The sequence below is a fragment of the Streptomyces sp. NPDC055287 genome, from assembly GCF_053646035.1.
Genome location: NZ_JBSHNE010000024.1, coordinates 45,934 through 67,739, shown reverse-complemented (window position 1 = coordinate 67,739; position 21,806 = coordinate 45,934). Strand labels below are relative to the sequence as shown.

The 21,806-nt window shown below is 67.3% G+C and carries 20 protein-coding genes and 3 pseudogenes; 14 read left to right on the top strand and 9 right to left on the bottom strand.

Features of this window, described 5'->3' with window-relative positions:
• Positions 1-54 precede the first annotated feature (54 nt).
• The gene (locus ACWIHY_RS28715) at positions 55-306 is read left to right on the top strand and encodes a hypothetical protein (RefSeq protein WP_454378696.1); all 252 of its coding nucleotides are present in this window, start codon (positions 55-57) and stop codon (positions 304-306) included.
• A gap of 200 nt (positions 307-506) precedes the next feature.
• Entirely contained in the window at positions 507-971 is a 465-nt protein-coding gene (locus ACWIHY_RS28710; protein WP_454378695.1) for a hypothetical protein, read from the top strand.
• 42 nt (positions 972-1,013) lie between these two features.
• Here the strand turns inward: ACWIHY_RS28710 and ACWIHY_RS28705 are convergent, their stop codons facing one another.
• Positions 1,014-2,105, bottom strand: coding sequence for a NucA/NucB deoxyribonuclease domain-containing protein (locus ACWIHY_RS28705; RefSeq protein WP_454378694.1), 1,092 nt, complete (start codon positions 2,103-2,105; stop codon positions 1,014-1,016).
• A gap of 951 nt (positions 2,106-3,056) precedes the next feature.
• Here ACWIHY_RS28705 and ACWIHY_RS28700 point away from each other — a divergent pair.
• The 4 genes from ACWIHY_RS28700 to ACWIHY_RS28685 all read left to right on the top strand — a co-directional run bounded on the left by ACWIHY_RS28700 (position 3,057) and on the right by ACWIHY_RS28685 (position 6,550).
• The gene (locus ACWIHY_RS28700) at positions 3,057-3,326 is read left to right on the top strand and encodes a hypothetical protein (RefSeq protein WP_454378692.1); all 270 of its coding nucleotides are present in this window, start codon (positions 3,057-3,059) and stop codon (positions 3,324-3,326) included.
• A 1,001-nt stretch (positions 3,327-4,327) separates the two neighbouring features.
• Positions 4,328-4,552 (top strand): hypothetical protein, encoded by a 225-nt coding sequence (locus ACWIHY_RS28695; RefSeq protein WP_454378691.1) that lies wholly within the window; start codon positions 4,328-4,330, stop codon positions 4,550-4,552.
• A gap of 588 nt (positions 4,553-5,140) precedes the next feature.
• The gene (locus ACWIHY_RS28690; RefSeq protein ID WP_454378689.1) at positions 5,141-5,449 is read left to right on the top strand and encodes a hypothetical protein; all 309 of its coding nucleotides are present in this window, start codon (positions 5,141-5,143) and stop codon (positions 5,447-5,449) included.
• Positions 5,450-5,458: 9 nt separating this feature from the next.
• On the top strand, positions 5,459-6,550 hold the full coding sequence (locus ACWIHY_RS28685) for an IS630 family transposase (protein WP_454378687.1): 1,092 nt from the start codon (positions 5,459-5,461) through the stop codon (positions 6,548-6,550).
• A gap of 136 nt (positions 6,551-6,686) precedes the next feature.
• Here the strand turns inward: ACWIHY_RS28685 and ACWIHY_RS28680 are convergent.
• The 5 genes and pseudogenes from ACWIHY_RS28680 to ACWIHY_RS28660 form a co-directional block, all read right to left on the bottom strand.
• Positions 6,687-6,929 (bottom strand): annotated as a pseudogene (locus tag ACWIHY_RS28680) (IS3 family transposase); the annotation flags it as partial.
• A gap of 118 nt (positions 6,930-7,047) precedes the next feature.
• Positions 7,048-7,458, bottom strand: a complete 411-nt coding sequence (locus tag ACWIHY_RS28675; RefSeq protein ID WP_454378686.1) for an IS3 family transposase — start codon at positions 7,456-7,458, stop codon at positions 7,048-7,050.
• Positions 7,459-7,527: 69 nt separating this feature from the next.
• Positions 7,528-7,830 (bottom strand): transposase, encoded by a 303-nt coding sequence (locus tag ACWIHY_RS28670; RefSeq protein WP_454378685.1) that lies wholly within the window; start codon positions 7,828-7,830, stop codon positions 7,528-7,530.
• Positions 7,831-7,939: 109 nt separating this feature from the next.
• Positions 7,940-8,779, bottom strand: a complete 840-nt coding sequence (locus ACWIHY_RS28665; RefSeq protein ID WP_454378684.1) for a hypothetical protein — start codon at positions 8,777-8,779, stop codon at positions 7,940-7,942.
• On the bottom strand, positions 8,776-9,396 hold the full coding sequence (locus ACWIHY_RS28660; RefSeq protein ID WP_454378683.1) for an ATP-binding cassette domain-containing protein: 621 nt from the start codon (positions 9,394-9,396) through the stop codon (positions 8,776-8,778). The genes ACWIHY_RS28665 and ACWIHY_RS28660 overlap by 4 nt, the downstream gene beginning before the upstream one ends.
• Before the next feature lie 496 nt (positions 9,397-9,892).
• Between ACWIHY_RS28660 and ACWIHY_RS28655 the strand changes: the two genes are divergently transcribed.
• The 3 genes from ACWIHY_RS28655 (at position 9,893) to ACWIHY_RS28645 (ending at position 14,100) form a co-directional block, all read left to right on the top strand.
• On the top strand, positions 9,893-10,240 hold the full coding sequence (locus tag ACWIHY_RS28655; RefSeq protein WP_454378681.1) for a phosphatase PAP2 family protein: 348 nt from the start codon (positions 9,893-9,895) through the stop codon (positions 10,238-10,240).
• Positions 10,241-10,551: 311 nt separating this feature from the next.
• A complete protein-coding gene (gene shc / locus ACWIHY_RS28650; protein WP_454378679.1) occupies positions 10,552-12,546 on the top strand; it encodes a squalene--hopene cyclase in 1,995 nt (664 codons plus the stop codon).
• A 174-nt stretch (positions 12,547-12,720) separates the two neighbouring features.
• On the top strand, positions 12,721-14,100 hold the full coding sequence (locus tag ACWIHY_RS28645; RefSeq protein ID WP_454378677.1) for a cytochrome P450: 1,380 nt from the start codon (positions 12,721-12,723) through the stop codon (positions 14,098-14,100).
• Between the two features lie 278 nt (positions 14,101-14,378).
• Here ACWIHY_RS28645 and ACWIHY_RS28640 read toward each other — a convergent pair whose 3' ends face one another.
• Together ACWIHY_RS28640 and ACWIHY_RS28635 are read right to left on the bottom strand one after the other, a co-directional pair.
• Complete coding sequence (locus ACWIHY_RS28640; protein WP_454378675.1) at positions 14,379-14,762, bottom strand: preprotein translocase subunit TatB; 384 nt, start codon at positions 14,760-14,762, stop codon at positions 14,379-14,381.
• 236 nt (positions 14,763-14,998) lie between these two features.
• Positions 14,999-15,142: a hypothetical protein gene (locus ACWIHY_RS28635; protein WP_454378745.1), complete on the bottom strand. Its 144-nt coding sequence runs from the start codon at positions 15,140-15,142 to the stop codon at positions 14,999-15,001.
• Here ACWIHY_RS28635 and ACWIHY_RS28630 point away from each other — a divergent pair.
• The 5 genes and pseudogenes from ACWIHY_RS28630 to ACWIHY_RS28610 all read left to right on the top strand — a co-directional run.
• A pseudogene (locus ACWIHY_RS28630) lies at positions 15,132-15,772 on the top strand (IS5 family transposase); the annotation flags it as partial. The gene ACWIHY_RS28635 and the pseudogene ACWIHY_RS28630 sit on opposite strands and share 11 nt — an antisense overlap.
• Before the next feature lie 341 nt (positions 15,773-16,113).
• Positions 16,114-17,445 carry a hypothetical protein gene (locus ACWIHY_RS28625; RefSeq protein WP_454378674.1) on the top strand — a complete coding sequence of 444 codons (1,332 nt, stop codon included), beginning with the start codon at positions 16,114-16,116 and terminating at the stop codon, positions 17,443-17,445.
• Between the two features lie 336 nt (positions 17,446-17,781).
• Entirely contained in the window at positions 17,782-18,009 is a 228-nt protein-coding gene (locus ACWIHY_RS28620; RefSeq protein WP_454378672.1) for a hypothetical protein, read from the top strand.
• A gap of 94 nt (positions 18,010-18,103) precedes the next feature.
• Positions 18,104-18,304 carry a hypothetical protein gene (locus tag ACWIHY_RS28615; RefSeq protein ID WP_454378670.1) on the top strand — a complete coding sequence of 67 codons (201 nt, stop codon included), beginning with the start codon at positions 18,104-18,106 and terminating at the stop codon, positions 18,302-18,304.
• Positions 18,305-19,090: 786 nt separating this feature from the next.
• Positions 19,091-20,599 carry a ricin-type beta-trefoil lectin domain protein gene (locus tag ACWIHY_RS28610; protein ID WP_454378669.1) on the top strand — a complete coding sequence of 503 codons (1,509 nt, stop codon included), beginning with the start codon at positions 19,091-19,093 and terminating at the stop codon, positions 20,597-20,599.
• A gap of 476 nt (positions 20,600-21,075) precedes the next feature.
• Here ACWIHY_RS28610 and ACWIHY_RS28605 read toward each other — a convergent pair.
• Positions 21,076-21,453: pseudogene (locus tag ACWIHY_RS28605) on the bottom strand (toxin Doc).
• Positions 21,454-21,806: the final 353 nt, after the last annotated feature.

Sequence of the window (21,806 nt, the reverse complement as noted above, 5' to 3'; positions counted from 1 at the left end):
CATGGGGGAACAGCGGTCATCAGCGGAAACGATTATGGTCCGGGTGGCACGAGCGTGCTGACCCGGTTACTCGCGGCGGGCTTTGCGCTGGGCCGGGACCGCCGGGACGCCCTGGGCGCCGTCGAGCGGATGGCAGCGGGCGAGGCGCTGGCGGTGCACGGCGGGGACGGCACCGACGCGCGGGGGGTACCCCTGGCCACGCCGTACGGTCATCCCCTGGTCGAGCGCGGCACGCTCAGCGGGCTCCAGGTCGGCCGCGCGGAGAAGTCGGCAAGCATGCTTCAGCCCACGGGCCCCACCAAGTGAGCGCGAGCCATGCAGGCAGAACGTGGAAGCCTGGGTATGCGAGCGGGTAGCGGCCGAACTGGCAGTTGAGTCTGCCGCCATCTCCCCCAGTGGACATGGCCGGAACCGTGCGGGGGTGGTTCGCGGCCGCCGGATTGCTTCGGTCCAGGCCGATACGATCTCGCGCGAGGCAGCGCGGCGGCTCGTTTGAAGGAGTTCACGTGGCAGAACTGATGCAGCAGCAGGAGCTCGATATCGAGGTTGACTTCTTCGGGTTCGGGTTTCAGGAGGTGGACGATCGATTCGTGCCGGTCGGCTATCCGGAGGGACGTGTTCCGGAAGCGTTCTTGACGGCCCACCCTGGCCGCATCGATGTCGAAAGCGGGGGGCACACTCACACCGCCGCCATGACCGTCGAGGTGTGGAACGCGGAGCCCCCTTCCGCAAAAGGAAGCGAGGCGTGGGAGGCGCAGGGGCAGGCCCGGATTCACAGCGCGTCCGGGGAGTTGGCGCTCTGGGCAGGAGCCGGTCCCATGACCGAGTCCGTGCGCCTCCCCGAGGCGGGCAGGGAGTGGCAGGTACGGATCTATTGCGTGGGCCGGGAGGAAGTTCGGCGCCTGGCAGAGGAGTCGGTACCCGATGGGGTCGAGCGGTATCTGGCGCAGTTCTGGCCTGTCGACGCGTGAAGGGCGGGGCAGGAGCAAAGCCGCTCCCGCCCCGCAGGGCTTTCAACTGATTTTGACGATGAAGCCGTCGTCCATGCCGTCGAGGAGACGGTTCTTCGTATAGAACTGCGACAACAGAATGCCCGCATCCCGGTTCTCGGCACTGTTCACCGGCAGAACGGAGAAGTTGTTCTTCTCAACGTGCGGGTCGTACTCAGCCTGTGCGCACCCTTCGTACGTGGTAGCGAAGGGGAACTCGTCGCACTGCTTGCCGCCGTCGGTGTAGCTCGGGCCGAAGTGTCGCCGGCAGTTCGTGACGGCACGGGCGCGGTTGTCCTTGCGTCGCCTTTCATCCAAGTACAGGCGATGCAAAGGTGTTTTCGCGTTCTGTCCGGGGATCTTCTTCAGGGCGTTCGGTGGCTTGGTGGCACCTGGACTCGCATAGGCCTTCTTGATGTGCAGGGCCACGCCGCGCTCCACGGCTCCCTGCTTGGAGCTGTAGTTCAGTGTCGCGAGGTAGCTGAACGCGGCGCTGCCCTTGTTTGCGGCGCTGCCGCCACCGGTGGAGTTGTTCAGGTACTTCGCGGCGTCCCAGCGGGGCGCCATCATGAACGGCTTGCCCGTCTTGGGGCTCTCCCCCACCCATCCTGGCGGGAGTGTCGTGGTGATCTCCGGCTGGTACACAGCGAAGACGACATCGGCCGCACCTGCTCCGGTGCCCTGTCCCGGGGCGTAGCGCACCTTGTTGTTGAAGTGCGCAGGGCTCATGAGGCGCAGCTCTTGCCAGGTCTTGGTGACGGGCAGGTTGCCGCTCTGGGTCGGTCTGGCCGCGGCGGGCCAGTCCTGCGGAATCTGGGGTTTGATGCGGATCTTGTAGCCGGCGGCGACACCGGTCGTGCCGACTTGGGTGAAGTCGACCACGTCGTAGTCGAAGTGCATGGTGCGGTCGGCTTCCTTGGGCACCGTGCCCCGTACATATACCGTGAAGGTACTCGTGCCGATGGCACCGCTTTGGCGCTGCCATAGCGTGGTTATCCTCAGGCCGGTGCATACCGCGAACCGGGACTTGATGTAGATCTTGGCGTCGCCGCCCATCTTTCGCTTGCACTCATCCAGCGACATGGTGCGGGAGGGCGCTGGGTAGGTGACAGCCATCGGCGCTGCCGGCGGCTGTCCATAGGATGCCGCTGTACTGGCTGCCGCGCTGGCCCTAGGCGCGAATGACGCCGCCGGTCCCACCGTCTCCAACGCTGTCCGGACGTCATCCACCAGGTGACTTTCGCGTGCTAGGGCGCTGCGCGCCTGCGGTGTCTGCAGTTCCCTCAGCGTGGGAACGGGTGCACCTGGTATCTGCATAAAGGTTTCCGCGCGCAGCTGCGGTGCCGATTCCGCTGCTACTGAGGTCGGTGCCGCCACCGGCGTGAGAGCTGCAACTGTCAACAGTGCCAGCCCTCTGATGCCTATGCCCCGGTGCCGTAACGGTCTAGCCATGTGTGCCCCCCTGGGAATCAGACGGTGCCCCGGCGAGGGGCACCTGGTCGGCGACAACATCTATCGATTCCGAAGCGGTTGGGGAAGTCGGCAATTACTGAATGGCGCGATCATGACGGCCTTCGACACAGACAACGACCGGCGAGGAAGACGCACTCCGCCGCACTCGCGGGGTCGGACATTAGAGGGTCGACGGTGACACTCCTCGCTCTTCCTGCCCCTGGTCGAAGCACTGTTGAACCGTGCCCAGACCGTAGTACTGGAGCGACCTTCTACGACCGAGGAACGGGAGCGGGCCAAGCGTCTTGAGGGTGACCCGCGTATCGCCGCCACCTTGCCAGACACCCATCGGCTCGGACTCGTCGCCCCCTGGCCGCCGGCCCGGAGCTGCGCGATCTGCTCGCGGCACACACAAACGACACCGACGGGCAGTTCGTCGGCGCCGCGCTGGTGCATGCTGCTGGGGACTGCGCCCCGACGGAACGGAGATCGACTTCTCATTCCTGGTGTGTCTGTCCCTGCCGAATTACCGGCAGCAGGTCCTGGGCGCGATGCGCGGGGGTCGCCAACACGATCAGCGCGTACTTCGCCATGCGGGCCGCGACGAACGCCCTGATGTCGGACCTGTCCAAAACCGGCCTGGACACGAACGATCCGCACGTCAGCTCATTCCAGGGACCGGCGTTCGTCGAGATCGGCACCCAATTCGCCGCCCAGGCCTGCGGCTGGGACACCACCGAGCTGAACTCCGACGCGGCGGCCGGGTACGCCAAGTTCAAGGACCGGGACCTCGCCCAGCGGTGGCCACGACCACCACAGGGAGCACGCCGTGCTCAGCCTGCTGACTGGGCAGGAGAACCTGCGGCGCACACACTGAGCTCATAGCACCCAGAGGCAGTTCTGTGCTCCGGATCGGCCCTGGCCCGGGGCAGAATCACGTTTCGCCCCAGCTTGTCAGTGTCCGCTGCAACACTGACCGCAGAACATCCCGCCCCGAACGAGGAGCCGACCGTGGCCCAGCGCAAAACCCCCCGCCCCTCCCTGGTGTCCTCATGCCTTGACTTTCTTGAGCGTCTTGCCCAGTTCAACGACAAGGTGTCAAAGACACTGCGTGGGGCGGCCAGGACGGGCCGGGACGCCCAAGCGGCCTACAGGAACCTGCGTGACGTTTGCACGCTGGCTGTGCAGCTGTGGAGTTCCGTCCTCGCCTTCTTCAGCGGCGATGAAGGGACCGCCCAAACCTGCTAGCCGTTGGGCCGTCCGGGCCGGCTGGCATCCGCGGCCTGTCAGTGCCCGCTGCCAGACTGGCCGGACAGCCCACCGCACCCGCAGAAGACCACCCTGGATCAGGACCACACTCCGCAGAACGCAACGCCCGCCGGTGCGGCGCTGCTGACTCTCACTTCAGCTTGTCGCTTATCGTCCGGCTGCTGGCGGTGTCGCACGTGATGATCGAATTCCGCTCAGCCTCGATGGCAGAGCTCAGTCGCCACCGGCTCGAAGAGCTCGGGCGTGGACGTCTCGAAAAGGAACTGCGTCAGCAGGACCTCGTAACCGTCTTCGATGTCCAGTCCGCCCGACGCACTGCACCGTCTGGGCCCCGGTCGTGAGCTCGTCGAGTCCCAAACGGCCCGGCACGTTCCTCGAGCATCGCGAGCACCTGGGTGCGGGCGAGGTTCACCGCCTGGTGCTCGATGTTGGTCACGATGCTCAGGCGCCGGACGTGGGCGTACTCGTCTTCGTCCTTCCACATCCACGCCTAGGTCCGGGTCGATGACGCGGTCGACGGTCGGGTCGAGGGTGTCGAACCCCATCTCGGTGCGGCGGGTGGAGTGCTCGAAGTTGACGTACCAGTCCTCAGTCCGGCCGCGGTGAAGAATGCATGGATGCTGAAACAGGCCGTGCGCGGCTTCCACAGGAGCAGGTCGGTCTCCTGTCACACCCCGGCGGCGAGCTCCCACTGGCCGGTCGCCGTCGCGTCGAACGCCTCGGTGCGCACCGACCGGTTTCCGTCGGCGCGGGCCTTGGCGTACAGGGCGGGCCAGCTGGCCTCCGCCCCGGGCGCGCACGCGGGTCACCAGCGCCTCGCCGATGTCGGCGATGATCCTTAACACCTGCTCGCTCCATACCCGGCCGCAGCGGTGTACGTTGCGGCGTACGACCGTCTCCCCCGTCCTGAAGCTCTCCGCTGGGTCCTCCTCCGCCGGCCCGACCGGAACGTCCGGCAGGGCGGGCACCACCTCAACGCGGCCCGGCCGGGCTGGGCAAGCCGCCGTTCGGGGCGGCTTGCCCAGGCTTCCCTTGTGCTTGCCCCCGACCCGATGGACGCCCGCCGACAGGCCGCAGACACCGCCCAAGATGCCCGGCCTGACCACACCGGGGCCGACGCCAGACCCCAGCTCGGCGCCGACCGCCCTCGCGACACGCGGTGAACTGCTTGCCAGGGATGCGTGTTGCACCGGCTCGGGGCGGCGGCCGGGGAAGCGACTCAGGTCGACGCCACAGCAGCAGCCGCAAGGCCGGCGATGTCCTCGAACGGGATCCGAATCCGCGCGTTTGCTCGCCTATGGTCGCTCCATGACCAATGAAGGCGTAGTCGTGGATGAGGCGATCCGTGCGGCGTGGGACTCATACCGAGTTCTGGACAAGCGGGCTTCCGCCAAGGAGCGCCAGGAGGCGCAGCAGCGGGTCAGGCCGCGATGGACGTCTACGGGCGTGAGGAGTTTTCCCGGGGCACGGTATTTCTGGTGGGTGTGCTGACCGGATACCTGATCGCCGAACAACCCGGTGGCGAGGATCGACTTGATCCGCTCAGCGATCTGATCCCCGCCGTGATCTGCAGGCTCCCCACCTTCGAGATGGCCGACCCTGCCCAGGTGCCGATGGTCACCGGCGTCCTCATGGCCGCCGCGATGGGCATGGATACCGTGGCGTGGCGCGATCGGTACGGACAGATTCCGCCGGAGGAGACTAATCTTCTGAGTCGGGAATTCCGTTCAGATGTGTAGGCTTGCTCCATGGCGCGGACGGGGCGGCCGAAGGCCGAGTTGACACTGTCGGATGAAGAGCGGGCCGCACTTGAGGGATGGGTGCGGAGTCGTTCCACACCGCAGGCGTGGGCCTTGCGGTGTCGGATCATCCTGGCCTGCGCTGATGGTGCGTCGAACAAGGACGTGGCTGCTCAACTCGGTTCCACGCCTCAGGCGGTGGGCCGTTGGCGGGCCCGGTTCGTTCAGTACCGGATCGCTGGGCTGGGTGACATGCCGCGTTCGGGTGGCCCCAGGACGGTGACGGACGAGCAGGTGGCCGCAGTGGTTACCAAGACGCTGGAATCCACTCCGAAGAACGCGACGCACTGGTCGACACGGTCGATGTCAAACGAGATGGGTCTTTCACAGTCGTCGGTGTCACGGATCTGGCGGGCATTTGGCCTGCAACCGCACCGCTCAGAGACATTCAAGCTGTCCACTGACCCGTACTTCGTCGACAAGGTCCACGATGTCGTGGGCCTCTACCTGGACCCGCCCGAACGCGCCTTGGTCTTCTGCGTCGATGAGAAGTCACAGATCCAGGCTCTGGACCGGTCCCAGCCCAAGCTGCCGATGATGCCCGGAGTCCCGGAACGGGCCACCCATGACTACGTCCGCGCCGGCACCACCACCCTGTTTACCGCTCTCGAGGTCGCCACCGGCAAAGTGACCGGCTCCCTGCACCGTCGGCATCGGGCCGAGGAGTTCAAGAAGTTCCTGATCAAGCTCGACAAAGAGGTACCGGACGGTCTGGATGTCCACCTGATCTGCGACAAATACGCCACCCACAAGACACCTGCCATCAAAAAGTGGCTGCTTGCCCATTCGCGCTTCCACCTGCACTTCACACCGACCGGGTCGTCCTGGCTGAACCTCGTCGAGCGATGGTTCGCCGAACTCACCAACAAGCAGATACGGCGAGGCGTCCACAAGTCCGTCCAGGCTCTTGAGAAGGACATCCGCAACTGGATCGCTGCCTGGAACACCGATCCGCGGCCCTATGTCTGGACGAAGACCGCGGACGAGATCCTCGAACGCCTCGCCTCATATCTGAACAGAATTCCTGACTCAGAAGACTAGCTGCCTGACGATCCCCAGTCAGGGGCAGCAATCGACGAGAAAGAGGAACTCCCGACACGGCCTTAACCGCGCATCCTGAGGTTCCCCCGGCGTGCGGGAGGTGCTGATCAGCTGGTCAGGACGGGTTGACGGGGTTTCAGGTTCGTTCGGCCGTTGCCTGGCCGGCGTAGCGCTTCTCCTCGAACTCAATCGGGCTGAGGTAGCCGAGCCGTTTTTGGATGCGCCGGGAGTTATAGAATCCATCGATGTACTCGAACGGTGCCAGGTTCGCCTCGGCCCGGGTGGGGAAAACGCGGCCGCGGATGCACTCCGTCTTGGTGAGCATCCATAGATTCTCCGCGAGGGCGTTATCGTACGAGTCTCCGACCGAGCCAATGGAAGCCTGAACTCCCGCTCACAGCAGGCGAGTTGTGAGCTTAATCGACGTGTATTGACAGCCGTGATCCGCGTGATGAATGAGCTGTCCGGGCTCGACCTCGCGGGAAGCGAGGGCGTACTCAAGGGTGACAGGACCAGGTCGGCGTCCGCGCGGGCGGAGGTCTCCCAGGCCACCACCCGGCGGGAGAACGTGTCCCGGATCGCGGACAGCCACAACGGCCCTCGCCGGTCGCGATCATCGTCAGATCGGTGACCAACAGCCGGTTCGGCGCACGCGCGGTGAAGTCGCGCTGGACCAGGTCCGGGGCCAGAGTGGCCTCGGGGTCCCGGCGCGTGAAGCCCTTGCGACGCGGGCTGATCCCCGCGAGGTCGGCCTCGCGCATCAGGCGCTCGACCCGTTTGCGGCCCACATGGACGCCCTCGCGCTTGAGCACGGCATGCACGCGCGGCGAGTGGTAGATCCCGCCCGAGTCGGCGTGGATCTCCTTGATCTGCTCGGTGATTTCCCGTCCCGGTGCACGCGTTCGCACGGCTCGCGCTCGGCACGGCGCCAGCGGTAGTACGTCGAGGAAGGGACGGACAGTTCCCGCAGTACGGGCTCAACCCCGGGTCGGGTCGAGCTGGGCCGCGAAAAAAGCCGAGGCCGTCCGCAGGGCCTCGTTCGCCCGCTTGAGCTGGGTGTTCTCCTTGCGCAGCGCCGCGAGCTCGGCGCGTTCGTCGGTGGTCAGCCGATCATCGCGCTCGCCGGCATCGGCCTCGGCCTGGCGGATCCAGCCGCGCAGGGCCTCCGGATGCACGCCGAGGTCGACGGCCAGTTTCTTGATCTGCGGCTTCGGATCGGAGGTGCGGTACATCCGCACCGCACGGTCACGCAACTCGAGCGAGTACTTTCTGGGGGGCAACCATGGTCGATGTTCCTCTCATGAGTCCCATCTGACCCGCTGTCAACTCTCCTCGCATCTCGGGGGAACCTCATCTTCCGCCCGCCAGCGCCGCCACCGCCCAGGAAGGTCAGCACTGCCGTATCCCATCACCGCAGGCACACGCCTGGCGTCGCAGGCACAGGTCAACTGACGACGAGGCCGTGATGAACTGGCCGTAGTGGCGGGTGCGTAGGCAGAAGATGAGCAGGGCCAGAAGGCTGGTGGCCGCGAACCAGTACAGAGCCCGGGCCGCGCAAGTGAAGGAGGCCGCGTGGGTGAAGGAGGCGGCCAGGGCCGCCTGCGCGGGTCCGTACAGCGGCAGGGCACTCAGAAATGCCTGGTCACCAGCAGGGTTCGAAACAGGGCTTTGCATGGCGACATCGATCAGCGTGGCCATCACCACGACGAAGAATCCTTCCAGTTCGCTACGCAGCAGGTAGCCGGCCATGATGCCCAGTCCTCCGTAGGCCAGGATGGCTGCTGCCAGGGCGGCGGCCACTGCCCCAGGTTGGGCCAGTGGCCAGGACAGCCGCAGCAGGCCGAGGGTGTAACAGGTGAGCAGCGCAGTGACGACGAGGAGGGCGCCAAGTTTGGCGGCCAGCAGCTGCAACCGGGGGTAACCCGCCAGTACCAGGCGCAGGTCCATGTCCCGGGCGCTGAAGGTAGCCATAAACATCATGAAACCGGCGATCACCGCGACTGCGTGCAGGGAGCTGGAGACCTGGATGGTGCGGTTCATCGACGCGACCACGTCGATGCCCAGTGCGCTGCTGTTGAAGGTGATGTTCTTGTTTAGAGCGGTGGCACGGACCAGGTAGATCCAAGTCGGGATAAAGAAGGCAATCATGGCCATCGCAAGGCGGTTGCGCAGGTGACCGGTCAGCGTGAAGCCGAAGGCCACCGTGAATGCCGTCCACTGATGCCTCATCGCGGCACTCCCTCCTCGTGCAGGCGGCCGTCGCGCAGATGGTGGACGGTGTCGAAGTGCTGCAGGTCGTGCAGCAGATGGGAAACCACCACCACCGAGCGCCCTTGCCTGCGCAACCGCCCTGCCAACTGCCAGAATCGCTGATGCGTGTCCCAGTCGAAGCCCTGGTACGGCTCATCGAGCACCAGCAACGGCGGATCGTGCATGAGCGCCAAGGTCAGGTTGAGTTTCTGCCGGGTGCCGCCACTGAGCTCCCCCGCCCGGGTGCGCCGCTCGCCGCCGAATCCGAGCAGGTCCATCAACTCCCAAGCGTGATCCAACCGGGGCAGCCGGTAGGCAACCTGGAACAGTCGCAGATGCTGAGCCACCGTGAGCGTGTCATTGACCACCGCCTGTTGCGGGCAGTACCCCAGCGCACTGAACCGCTGCACGGAGCCGCAGTCCGGCATCAGCTGTCCCACCGCGATACGCAGCAGCGTGCTCTTGCCCGAGCCATTTTCGCCCACTACGCCGGCGAGCATGCCAGCCGACACCGTCAGGTCAGCGCCGCGCAGCACCGCCCGTCGGCCGTACGCCTTGTGCACCGCCCCGATGTGCAGCCGCCTGTCTGGTGCCATGTCGTTCCATCCCCCACCACCTACCGCACAATCAACGTCCGCCTGCACAACGGGAGCAGACCGCACGCAGACACGGCTGATCGGCATCTGCCCAGACACGGGGACACACCCGGGAGGCGGGCAATCGTGCACCCTGCAACACGGCAGGCCCCCTGGGTGCCGTCGAGCAGGCTCACCACGGCCGACGGGGGCGGCGCGGTTTAAACAGTGAACTTCGCAAGGAACGTGTCGTTTACCTGCCGTGACAATGATCAACGTAGGATCCGGCCGAACGAGACTGGCGCAGCATCTGAGCCTGTACTTCGCTCCTCCCGTCATGCCCGTCATTGCTGGAAGCGCAGTCAGCTGGCATACCACCTGGCCCCACTACGACGGTCTTCTGTGGGGGTTATGGGGCAGCAGCTCCTGGGCACTGCTGTGTGCGGCCCTGGCCTGTGCCGGGGTCCGCCTGGGATGGTGGCCCGCCCCCGTTCCTTGTCGGCGCAGACACCGGCTGATGCTCCTGGCTGCGAGCGTCCTCGCCGCAGCAGTCGTATGGCTGATCTGCAGGCGCTTGGGGGCGCCCGCTCCACTGCTAGCCCTGGGAAGCACGGCCCCGCTGCTGGCAGCCCTCCTGCTCGCAAGCACGTGGGCGAGCAATGTCTCCCTGCACACCAGCGCGGCAGCCGCCAGCGTCACTCTCCTTACCCTCCATCTGGGCGCCGGCTCGGCCCTGCTGTACCTTCTCGTCGCAGCGATCGGCTGGTCCCGCCTGCATCTACGCGTCCACACGCTGGACCAAGTCCTCGTGGGTGCGGTGCTAGGGGCAGCGACATGCGTCGCCACGTTGTATCTCAACCCGTAAGCGGACCCAGCCGTGCCTTGCCTCCCTCGCTGTCCACTCCACTGACACGGCCCCGTGAACGCCGTGGGCCATCGCCGAATCTCTGAGTGAGCATCTGCGGCTGCGGGTCCACGCCCACTGCTGGTTTCCCCCGTTCGGCGAAGTAGCCGAAGTCGTGTCCGGTGGCGGACGCCGGGCCTACCACCGTCATGGAGAACACGTTCGGAGTAACGATCATTTGTGGCGCCGCTGGGATCTGCCTCACGTCGTTGGAGCGGTGAAGCACCAGGAGCAGCCGCTCCTGGTGTGCCCCGACGTAAGGCCCCTACCTGATGCGCTTGTCCCACCGCACTCTGCACAAGGCGGACACTAGGAACGATGCCCCCGCCCGCCGGCGGACAGCGAGTCGACTGGCTGAGCGCGCGACCGCGCTGGCCGTGCAGCACCTGCTGTCCCGCCAGAATGCTGAGGGCTGGTGGAAGGGCGACCTCGAGTGCAGTGTGACGAGCGACGCCGAAGACCTGCTGCTCCGGCAGTTCCTCGGGATCCAGGACGAACAGACCACCCGTGCCGCTCGCCTGTTCATCCGCGGCGAGCAGCGCGAGGACGGCACCTGGTCCGCCTTTCACGAAGGGCCGGGCGACCTTTCCACCACCATCGAGGCGTACGTTGCCCTGCGGCTCGCCGGAGATGCTCCCGATGAGCCGCACATGGCCACAGCGGCGGCGTGGATCCGGGTGCACGGGGGCATTGCTGCCAGCCGGGTCTTCACTCACATCTGGCTCGCGCTGTTCGGCTGGTGGAAGTGGGAGGACCTGCCGGCGCTGCCACCCGAGCTGATCTTCATGCCCAGGTGGTTTCCGTTCAGCATCTACCGTTTCGCATGCTGGGCCAGGCAGGCCATTGTGCCGCTGGCTGTCGTCTCCGCCTTGCGCCCCGTACGGCCCGCACCGTTCCGGCTTGACGAGCTGCATACCGAGGTGGGCGTGCCTGGTCCCGTCAGGGAGGGGGCTGTGGTGAGAGGTTGGGACAGGTTCTTCCTGCGCCTGGACAGGGTGCTGCACGCGTATCACAAGGTGGCGCCGCGCCGGGTACGCCAGGCCGCCATGAACAGGGCGGCGCTCTGGATCATCGAACGGCAGGAGAGCGACGGCTGCTGGGGTGGCATCCAGGTGGATGCCACGTACTCCTTGATGGCCCTGCACCTGCTCGGCTACAAGCTGGAGCATCCGGTCATGCGCGCGGGTCTGGCATCGCTGGACGCCTTTGCCGTCTGGCGCGAGGACGGCTCCCGCATGATCGAAGTCAGTCAGTCGCCCGTGTGGGACACGAGTCTGGCTGTCAGCGCTCTCGCCGATGCGGGCGTGCGCCCGGACCATCCGGCCCTGGTCAAAGCCGCTGACTGGATGCTGGAAAAGCAGCACCGCCAGCCCGGCGACTGGGCCGTCCGCAGGCCGGGCCTCGGCCCCGGCGGCTGGGCCTTTCAGTTCCACAATGACAACAACCCGGACCTCGACGACACCGCCGAGGTCGTCCTCGCGCTGCGCCGCGTCCAGCACCCCGAACCGGTACAGGTCGATACGGCGATCGCGCGTGGCGTGCGCTGGAGCCTGGGCATGCAGTCCAAGAACGGTGGCTGGGGAGCCTTCGACGCCGACAACACCAGCTCGATCGTCGGCCGGCTGCCGTTCTGCGACTTCGGGGAGGTCACCGACCCGCCGTCCGCCGACGTCACCGCCCACATCGTGGAAATGCTCGCCCTCGAGGGCAAGGGCGCTGACCCGCGCACCCGGCGCGGCGTCGCATGGCTCCTGGCAGAGCAGGAGGCGTCCGGAGCCTGGTTCGGACGCTGGGGCGTCAACTACATCTACGGAACCGGCTCGGTGGTCCCCGCGCTGACGGCTGCCGGGCTGCCCCCGGCGCACCCCGCGATCCGCCGCGCCGTTACCTGGCTGTCGTCCGTGCAGAACGACGACGGAGGCTGGGGCGAAGACCCGCGCTCCTACCGCGACGACCAAGGGGCCGGGCAGGGCACATCCACGGCTTCGCAGACTGCGTGGGCGCTGCTCGCTCTCCTGGCGGCCGGCGAGGGGGCGAGCGAGAGTGTCGAGCGGGGAATCGGCTGGCTCGCTGGGGCGCAGCGCGAAGACGGCACGTGGGACGAGCCGCAATTCACGGGCACCGGCTTTCCCGGGGACTGCTCAATGAACTATCACCTCTACCGCCAGGTCTTCCCTCTCATGGCACTCGGCCGCTACCTGCACAACAAACGGCTGGCGCAGTCGCTTGACGGGGCCCCCGGCGTCCCGTCATCCCGGCGGCCCTGACCCGCCCCCGGGGAGAGCAGGCGACTCGGCTTTGCAATCGTTGGCGGCAAAGCGCGTCTTCAGCGGAACTGGGCTGATATCGCCCGGGAACCGTGAAGGCCGCCGGAGCCGTGCTCAGCCGCAGCGCTGCTGCCCCTGGTCGCAACCGTTCGGAAGGCGGCTCGTTGGCTGGGAGTGCTCACTGTGCCGTTTCTTCCTGTTGCCGGCCCGCGTGGGCTGCCGTTGCTCGGAAACCTGCCCGCTTTCGGCCGGGACCCGCTGGCGTTCCTGGGGCGCCTGCGCGACGACTTCGGGGACGTGGTGACCTGGTCGCTCGGCCCGATGCGGATCATCTCCCTCTCGCACCCCGAGCACATCGCACAGCTGCTCGGGGCCGACGAAAGACGCTATAGGACCCCGGATATCGGCTGGGGTTTCGGTCGGTTGGTCGGCGACAGTGTCATCCGCAGTCAGGGTGCCGACTGGCGGCGCAAGCGATCCCTCGTCCAGCCGACCGTCCGCCCTCGCCAAGTACGCGGCTACGCGTCGACCATGGTCGACTCCGCGGTGGCGCTCGCGGACCGCTGGGACGACGGGAGCCGGATCGATGTGCTGCGGGAGATGACACTGCTCACGCAGCGGATCGTGGTCCGTACCCTGTTCGGCAACGACGTCGGGGACCAGGCCCGCGCGCTCGGCGCCGCGATGACGGTGGCCGGACGGGAGATCGGCGCCGAGCTGCGGGGCATCGGGCTCTTCCTGCCGTCTTGGGCGCGCACCCCCGCCCGGCGGCGCCTGCTTCACGCCGTCGCGACGGTCGACACCGAGATCGACCGACTCATCGGCGCTCGACAAGCAGCGAAGGGCCTGGGCAGCGAAGGTGAGGACTTGCTGAGCAGACTGCTCGCGGCCCGGGACGAGGAAGGCCGGCCGCTCACCCCCGGGGAGGTGCGGGACGAAGCGGTGACCCTGTGGTTCGGCGGCCACGAGACCACGTCCACCGCGTTGACGTGGTCCTGGTATCTCCTGTCGACATCCCCGCACGCCCGGGAGCGGCTCACCGCGGAGCTCGATCGCGTCCTGGCCGGGCGGCCCCCGACCATCGACGACTATGAGCAGCTGGCCTGGACCCAGCAGATCGTCAAGGAAGCGTTGCGGCTCTACCCGCCCGGGTGGATGATCCCTCCCAGAGTGGCGCAGGACGGCGCTGTCCTCGCAGGCAGCCCGGTTCCGGCCGGGACCATGGTCTGGTGCAGCCAGTGGGTCACCCACCGAGACCCCCGCTGGTTCCCCGACCCCATAGCCTTCCGACCCGAACGCTGGGACGCGGACGCCCAAGAGGCAGTGCCCCCACACGCCTGGTTCCCGTTCGGGGGCGGCCAGCGCAGCTGCCTCGGCGCCCGGTTCGCCCTGGTCGAGGCAGCCTTGGTACTCGCGACACTGGCCCAGCGCTTCCACATCGACGTCGACCCAGGCGAAGTGCCTCCCACGGCCGGCCTGCAACTCCAACCAGCCACGCCCCTGCTGGCCACACTGCGAGCCAGCTACTACCAACCTGCCCAGCCTGCTCACTAGGCCCGGCCGCGTACGCAGTGACGGCACAGCGACGGCGCCCACCCGGAGGTCGGGGGCAGGCGCCGTTGGCGTGCTGGGCCATGGTCCGTCTGGTAGCGCGTGTAGGAGAGCCTGGCTCCCGCGCCCGTCTCCTGGGTCAGGCCTCGCCGCACCAAGAGCCGTGGGATTCGATGGACGTGCTGGGGCCCGCATTTAGCCGTGACGGGCCGCAGACGTGCCAGCTTCGGCCCGGCGGGGCAGGCAGAGGGGGCCCGCCCCGCCGGGATGCCGGGACCGGGTCAGGCGCAGATGCTGCCCGCGCAGATGCCGACGTTCACAGGCAGGACGGTGATGCCGAACATCGTCAGGTACGTGGTGATCGCGGCGGTCTCCAGGGGCAGGAGCTGGAGGGCGACGGGGGCATTGACGTTGTTGTCGGCGACGTTGGCCAGGGCCACCTGGAGGTCGTTGATCTGCGTGCCGGTCAGGACGTTGATGTCTTTGATGTTCACGGTGGTGCCGTTGAGCACGTTGTTCACCGTGACCAGACCGGAGCAGTTGACGGTGTGGCCGGGACCGCCGCCCGCATTGGAGCAGGAGTAGGGGTGGGTGGTGGTGCTGGTCTGCTGGGCTGCTGCCGGCGCGCCTGATTGTCCTCCGGAGATCTGCCCACCGCCGCCCACCGATGGCAGACTGCCGATCCTAGGCCTCGGCTTTCACATCGTCGATGCGGTGTTCGATCTCCTCGGCCTGGCCATCCCCGGCCTTCCGGACGGGGGCGATAGTGGCGGGCCCCAGTGTCCGCCCGGAAACCCGAACTACTGACCGCTGGACGATGCCCCACCCGGCTGATATTCCCGCGTATCTCCGCAGGCCGGGTGGGGGAGGCCCTGCACGTGGTGCAGTGCGTCTCCGCTGGTTAGCGGTTCTCTGCCTTCCCCGTGGCAGCGTCGACGTAGGTCACCGTCAGGAACGTCTCGCCCGTGGGGTCTTCGAACGTGACCAGCCATTGCGCGCGCCATTCGCCGGAGCGTTCCACGGCCATGAGGGAGCTGTCGGCCACGTGTGCCTGGCGGGCATTGCCACCCTGTTTTGGGGCGTCAACGGCGACGGTGCACCGCCGGTTCGCGATCTGGTCGCGGGCAGGAGTGTGGGGCCGTCTCCACCAGACCGTCCTCGATCAACTCGCCGACGAGGAGCTGTTGGACCTGTCCCGAGTGGTACTCGACTCCGCGCACGTCAGGGCTAAAAAAGGGGCGAAATTACAGGTCCGAGTCCCGTGGACCGGGCGAAGCCGGGCTCGAAAATGCACGTCCTGTCCGATGCGGCCGGACTGCCCCTCGTCGTTGGCGTCTCGGCGGGTAACGCGCACGACATCCACGGGCTGAAGCCCATGATCGCCGCTCTCCAATCGAAACACGACCCGTATCGCAGCCGGTATTGGCACCCTGGCAAGCTCCACGCAGACAAGGCCTACGACCAGCCTGAGCTGCGCAGATGGCTCCGCCGGCAGCGGATCACACCTCGCATCGCGCGCAAAGGCATCGAGTCCAGCCGGCGGTTAGGACGCCAAAGATGGGTGATCGAACGGACGATGTCCTGGCTGTCCGGATACCGCCGACTCTCGCCCCGGTACGAGCGCCAACCCCGAAACTACCTGGGCTTTCTTGGCCTCGCCGCAGCGCTCACCTGATATAAACGACGACTCAAACTCACCACGTAAGACACGGTCTTAGTCAGATGTCGATTTGGTTGAAGTCCTGGTTTTTGCGGGTACCCCCTTGGCGTTCGGCTTCTGAGTCGTCAGAAGAGCGTCTGCCGTCCGCGCGCTCGGCGTGGGCGGGCAGGGCTTCGTCGATGTCGCGGGGGCGGTGGCGTGCCGAGCGCTTCCCGGGCCGCCTCCTCCAGCGCGGCGGTGGCCCCGCTGCTCCGGTTCCTGGCCTACCAGTGGCTGGTCTTCGTGCCGCCCTGACCCGCGTCGGCCTTCAGCGTGCGACCAGGGCCTCCCCGGGGTCGCTGCTAGTATCTGGGCATATGGCGCAAAACTGGCGTACTTGGGGTGTGCGGCACTGGACGTGGATGATGGGGGCGATCGCCGCCTTGTGCTGCGTGGCTACCGCGTTCGTCTTCCATCCCGGATTCCTCAGCCCGGACAGCGTCTCCCAGCTCAGCCAGGCTCTGGGCAGGAGACCGCTGGCCGACTGGCACCCGCCGGTGCTGAGCCTGGCGTGGCGGGCGCTGATCGCCGTGAGCGGCACCCCGGCCGCCATGGCGGTGCTCCAGTCCCTCGTCATCTGGGCGTCGCTGTGGCTGATCGCCTGGTGCGTGTGGCACTACACCGCCGACAGGCTGCGGTCGCTGACGGTCATGGCGATCGGACTGGCCCCCCACGTCTTGACGTTCGTCGGCGTGGTGTGGAAGGACGTGCACATGGCGGCCGCGCTGCTCGCCGCCACCGCCGTGGCCCTCGCCGCGCGGCGGCTGCGGCCGGAGCAGGTCATCCAGCGACGCGTCCTGTTCGTCCTCGGCCTGTTGTGCGTCGCCTACGCCGTGCTGGTGCGCAAGAACGCGGTCTTCGCCGCCGTTCCGCTCTTCGTGCTGCTCGTCCTCGCCGTCCGCCGCGGCGAGGGGCGGCGTGTGTGGGTCCAGGCATCGGCGGCACTCGTGGCGGCGCTCGTCGTACCCACACTCGCCATCTCCCTCCTCGCCCGGCCCGTGGAGACCAGACAGGTGTCGCAGATCGCGCTCGACGACCTAGTGCACGTCCTGAGCGCTGACGAACTGCGAGCTGCCGAGGTCTCCCCGGAACTGCGCGACCGGCTCTCGGCCGCGGCGCGGGAGTGCGAGCGGATCGACGCCGTCTCGGACGCGTACTGGAGGTGCTACCAGCGCGCACCCGACGGACTGGCCGGCGACGCCGAGGAACTCAACGCCCTGTGGGGGCGCGAGATGGTCGAGCACGTGCCCGGCTACCTCGCATACCGGCTTGAGCTGTTCTCCAATCTGCTCTTCCACACCACCTATCAGTACCAGGACGGCATCCTCAGCAACGATCTGGGCATGGAGGTGGCACATCCACGGCTGGAGACCAAGCTGCAGTACTACGTCACCACCGTCCACCGGCTCGTGCCGCCGCTGTTCGCCGGGTGGTTCTGGCTGGCCGTGGCCATCGTGCTGGCGCTGCGTCCCGGCAGGGGCGTGTTCGCCGCACCCGTGCGGGTGCTCGGGATCAGCGCGGCGCTGTACGTCGTCGGCTACCTGCCCATTGTGCCCACCACCGACTACCGCTACGTGTACTGGCCCGCTCTGGCCGGGACCCTCGGCCTCGTCCTCCTGTTGGCCGACCGGCGAACCGGCTCGGCCTGACGGTTCACCGGTCGATCTCGGCGAACAGCTCCTCCCAGCGGTCGAGCACCTGGGGCAGGCTCAGCGCGGCGGTGCGTGGCCGAGTGCGGCAGCGCCGAGGCACCCGCGCAGCGCTTCCTCGGACACCAGCCGCCGCAGCGCGTCGGGCTGAGTTCATACGGGTGTCCCGTGCTGATCGCGGATGCCTCTTCCAGCAGGTCGGCCTGGGCGAATTCGAGCAGGGCGCGGTCGGCAGCGCGGCGCAGCGGGGGCAGGATCTCCCCTGTGGAGCGGCCCCGGTGCGTCGTGGCAAGCTCGTTGAACGCCTGCTGGCAGGAAGACACGGGCGGACGGTTCGTGACGACGATCGCCGGCACCGGCCTGATCCTCACCGCGGACAAGACCGCGGACGGCGGCGGGGTGGGGCAAATCGAGTGGGACCGCGCCGGCTTCATGCGCACCCGCCACGGCGACGACTTCGAACACCAAGAAGACCAGGCGTGGAAGGGAGCCGCACAAGACGACGGAGAGGAGACTCTGACCAGCCGGTACCCGCACTGTACCCGCCGGATGCGTGGGACGTGATGTCGATGCTCGAGCTACAGCTCCCGGGCATCGAGTACCGGCCGAAGCAGCACGGCGACACCCGCACGGTGTGGCTGCTGCATCCCGACGGCTCATGGGCCGTACCACGGCGTCCGGGTTCCTCGAACCACCAGCCGTACACCAGAGCGGCCCCCGACGGCTGTGGTCGGACCTTGAGCGGATCCGTAACCGTCTCAACAGGGAGGGCGCCCTGCCTGTCTACGGCGCCCGGGTCACCATCGACCCCGACGGCACGACCACCCTGAGCCGCGGGCCTTGGAAGGCCATTCTGTAGCCGACCGACCCGCCCTCCGCTGCGCCCTCGAGCTCACCCGGCTCGGGGGCGCAGCCGTTGGGGTGTAACAGAACGCGGCCGTTGACGTTTGGGCCAGTGAAGGGGTTGAGCCTTACGTCAACCCCCGCGATCCGGCGGAGGAACGGTGACAACCGCGACAGCCCCCTTGTCTGCGAGGCCACGAGCCACGGGCCCGGAGGCCAGCGGCCCTCTTGCAGGACCGCGAAGAACATGACGGGGCAAGAGACCGGTGCCCGACGCCACCCAGATCAGCGCGTACACGTCCGTCCCCAGTTCGGGCAGGCCTGCGTGCGGCACTACCTCAACCGGAGCCGTGAAACCCGGCGCCCACCCGACGCGCAGTCGGGCCACCGCGTGCCCACGACCACGAAACGGTCCGCCGGAAGAACCGACGGACCGTCACGAAGTTTTGAGACTGTCAGGGTCTTCGGCCAGGGCATGCCGGGACGATCGCAGACCATGGTTACTGAGTGGTTCCTTTCTGTCGTTCGTACCTTCTAATTCTGCGCTGGCAGTTCTCCTGATTCCGGTCGACCTTCCGTCGGGTTGATTTATTCTGCCGCCGGAACACCATGACCGTTCCGCATTGACCTCACAACCATTGGATGACCTGGCGATACTGGTCTTCGTAGCTGGTGAGCGCAGGGGCCCGTGCTCCTCAAACCATTCCCGGCGTCCTGGTTCTTGTTGCTCCCCGGCCGCGACGGGAGGCACACTGTGCAGCATTCCGATCAGCCGCAGAAGTGAAAGCACAAGGGGAATACGGTGGACGATGCGTACGACTCCGGGGCCTCGCCTTTAGTTTCTCCTGAGTCGTCACAGGCGGATGCCGGGCAATACGGATTCGCAATGGCGGATGTCTTGCAAGCGCATTGGGCAGCGGTGTTCGACTGGGCGTCGAACTGGGCTCCCTCCCCGCAGGCGGGGAAGAAGCTCGCCGGGGCTGCCTTCATGCGCAGGTTCGACGACATCGCTCAGAGCCCCGATCTGAGCGCCCCGTGGCGCCCAAGGCTGTTGACGACGGTGAGCCAGATCGCCCGGGAATGGTCTGATGACGAACGGAGCCGCTCGCTACGGTCGGACGCCAAGGCGGTGCTCCAGCAGTCGCCCGGCCGCGGGAGAGTGCTCCGGTGGGATCGTGAACTGCTACTTCGAGCATTTGAGAGCCTGCCCGACCAGTCTCAGATCCTGCTGTGGCACACCGAGGTTGAAGCCCAGGAGCTCAAGGATGTAGCCGCGCTGGTTCGCCTGGGGGCCGAGGAGGCCCGGGCGGAGTTGTTGAAAGAGCATGGACGGCTGAGAGCAGCGTGCCGCCAGATGCATCTCGACCTCGCCGGTCAGGAGATCTGCCGACGCTACGGCGGGCTGATCGAGGCAGCCACTAGGCAGCCCGGAGGGGAGCTGCTGCCGGACTTGCGTGAGCACCTGGTCGAGTGCGCCTACTGCCGCAGCGCAGTCGCGCAGATGGACCACTGCGCAGAGCGCCTTCCCCTGCTGCTCGCTGAGGCCATCATGGGAGGAGAGGCCACTGCCTACGTCGCCCTGCGGCGCCGGCGCCGGGCAGGGGAACCGGCCACGGGTGCGGACTTCCCCGCCGAGCCGATCCCTTCCACACAGCCGAAGCGACGTGTACGCAAACGACCGCTTCTTGCTGCCGCCGGTGGCATCGTTGTCATCAGCCTGGTCATTCTGTCGGCCCAGGCCGCGCTCACGCGTGATCCAGGCGCGGGTGTCGCCGTACCCGGGCCCACCCGATCGTCGGCCTCGCCGGTTGACCCTGCTCCGGCACCTACGGGTGGCTCCGCCGCACCGATCCGGCCCACGTCTCCCCCCACGCCCCCACCTCCGGCAGAGGTACTGATCCGCTTCCAGAACATCTCCACCGAACTGTGTCTGTCGATCCCCGCGTCCGCAGATGCGGGGACGCTGGTCTCGACACAGCGCTGTTCCCGGTCTGTCGTTCAGCAGTGGCGGCTGGACGACGACAAGCGTCTCCGCGCGAAGAGCGACGACCGGCTGTGCCTCGCCTTCCACCCGGCCGCATTCCGCATGTACCTGTCCGAGTGCACCAGCCGCATCTCGCCGGCTCCGCCTTTCCAGCTCACCAGTGAGGGCGTGCTGTCCCCTCGCGCAAATCCGACGCTCGCCGTCAGCGCGGTGGGCAGTGCCCCGGGAACGCCAATGGTTCTCAAGATCGTCGACCCGCTCGCACCTGGCCCTGACCAGCGATGGAAGGCCAACGGCTCCGCGACGGCCCCCTCCGGGAACGGATGACGAGTGCCCGGTCACCAGCGCCCTCACGCCAGGCCCGGCAGCCGCCCCGAGGCTGCTATATCAAGTCATGCTGCTTGAGGGAGACCTTCAGCCGTGATGCGCTTGTGCAGGCTGATCTCCTCGTTCGAGGAGCTTGAAGAGCTGGAACGTGGCCCTTCGCGGCTAGAGGAGGCGGCTGGGTCCGCTATCGGCAGCCGGCTCCGCCGAAGCCGTGGACCGTGATCGTTGTAGGGACGTCGTCAGGGCGCAGGCGGGACGGCCGCGTTCGACGTCGAACAGATCGCGGTGCTGGGCGCAGGGGGCGGCGAGCACCACGGCGTTGCTGATCTCCTCCCACTACGGCACCAACGCGAGTGCGACGTCGGTGATTTGCTGAGGTATGCGGGGCAGATCATGCGCCTGCCGCCGCCCACGTGAGGGTGGCCTGGCGCATTCCACGCGGCTTGAAGCTAGCGCACACGCCCGTGGCACCGCAGTCAGATGGGCCAGGTACGGATGCGGTCGGCTGCCTGGTAGACGTTCGTCTTGCCGCCCTGGATGTCGCGGACCCAGGTCGGCCATCGCGCCGCACGGGCGGTCGATGCCCTCGCCGGAGGCGTGCATGTAGGCGGCGGTGACCTGGCAGGCGTAGAGGCTGTTGCGGTAGGGCAAGGGCTGGAGGCGGACCAGGGTGTGGAGCAGGTCGGCGGCGCGCCAGGCGGGGTCGGGGTCGGCGGTGGCCGGTCGGGGGATGCGGGTCATGTGGCGGGCGACGGCGGCGACGAGGGCGGAGTGGTCGGAGACGACGCTCACGTCTTCGGGGACGGCTTGGTCCTGGACGTCCAGAGCAAGGGGACGTCGATGTAGAGAACCATCAGGCGGCTTCGGCTCCCCGCTGGTCGGCAGCCGGGGCACCTCGTCAAGGAAGGCGTCAAGGATGGACGGATTGGCCGTGCCTTTCACCGGGGATCGGCGCGCTTGCCCTCGCGAGCAGCTCGTACACGCACCTGGTCGCAGGTGAGCAGTACTGGTGAAGAGACGGTGTTCCGACCCTGCGCTATTCCTCTCCTTCTTGCACCCTGCAGCGGCCCTGGTCTCGGATCTGCGGGGTGGAGTGCCAGGGTTTCCCTGGCGGCGGCATCCCCGTGGCGGGATGCTGGGGGATGGACGAGACGCTGTTGAAGCGGCTGGACGAGGCGTTGCACACCCAACTCTGCTGCGCATTTCG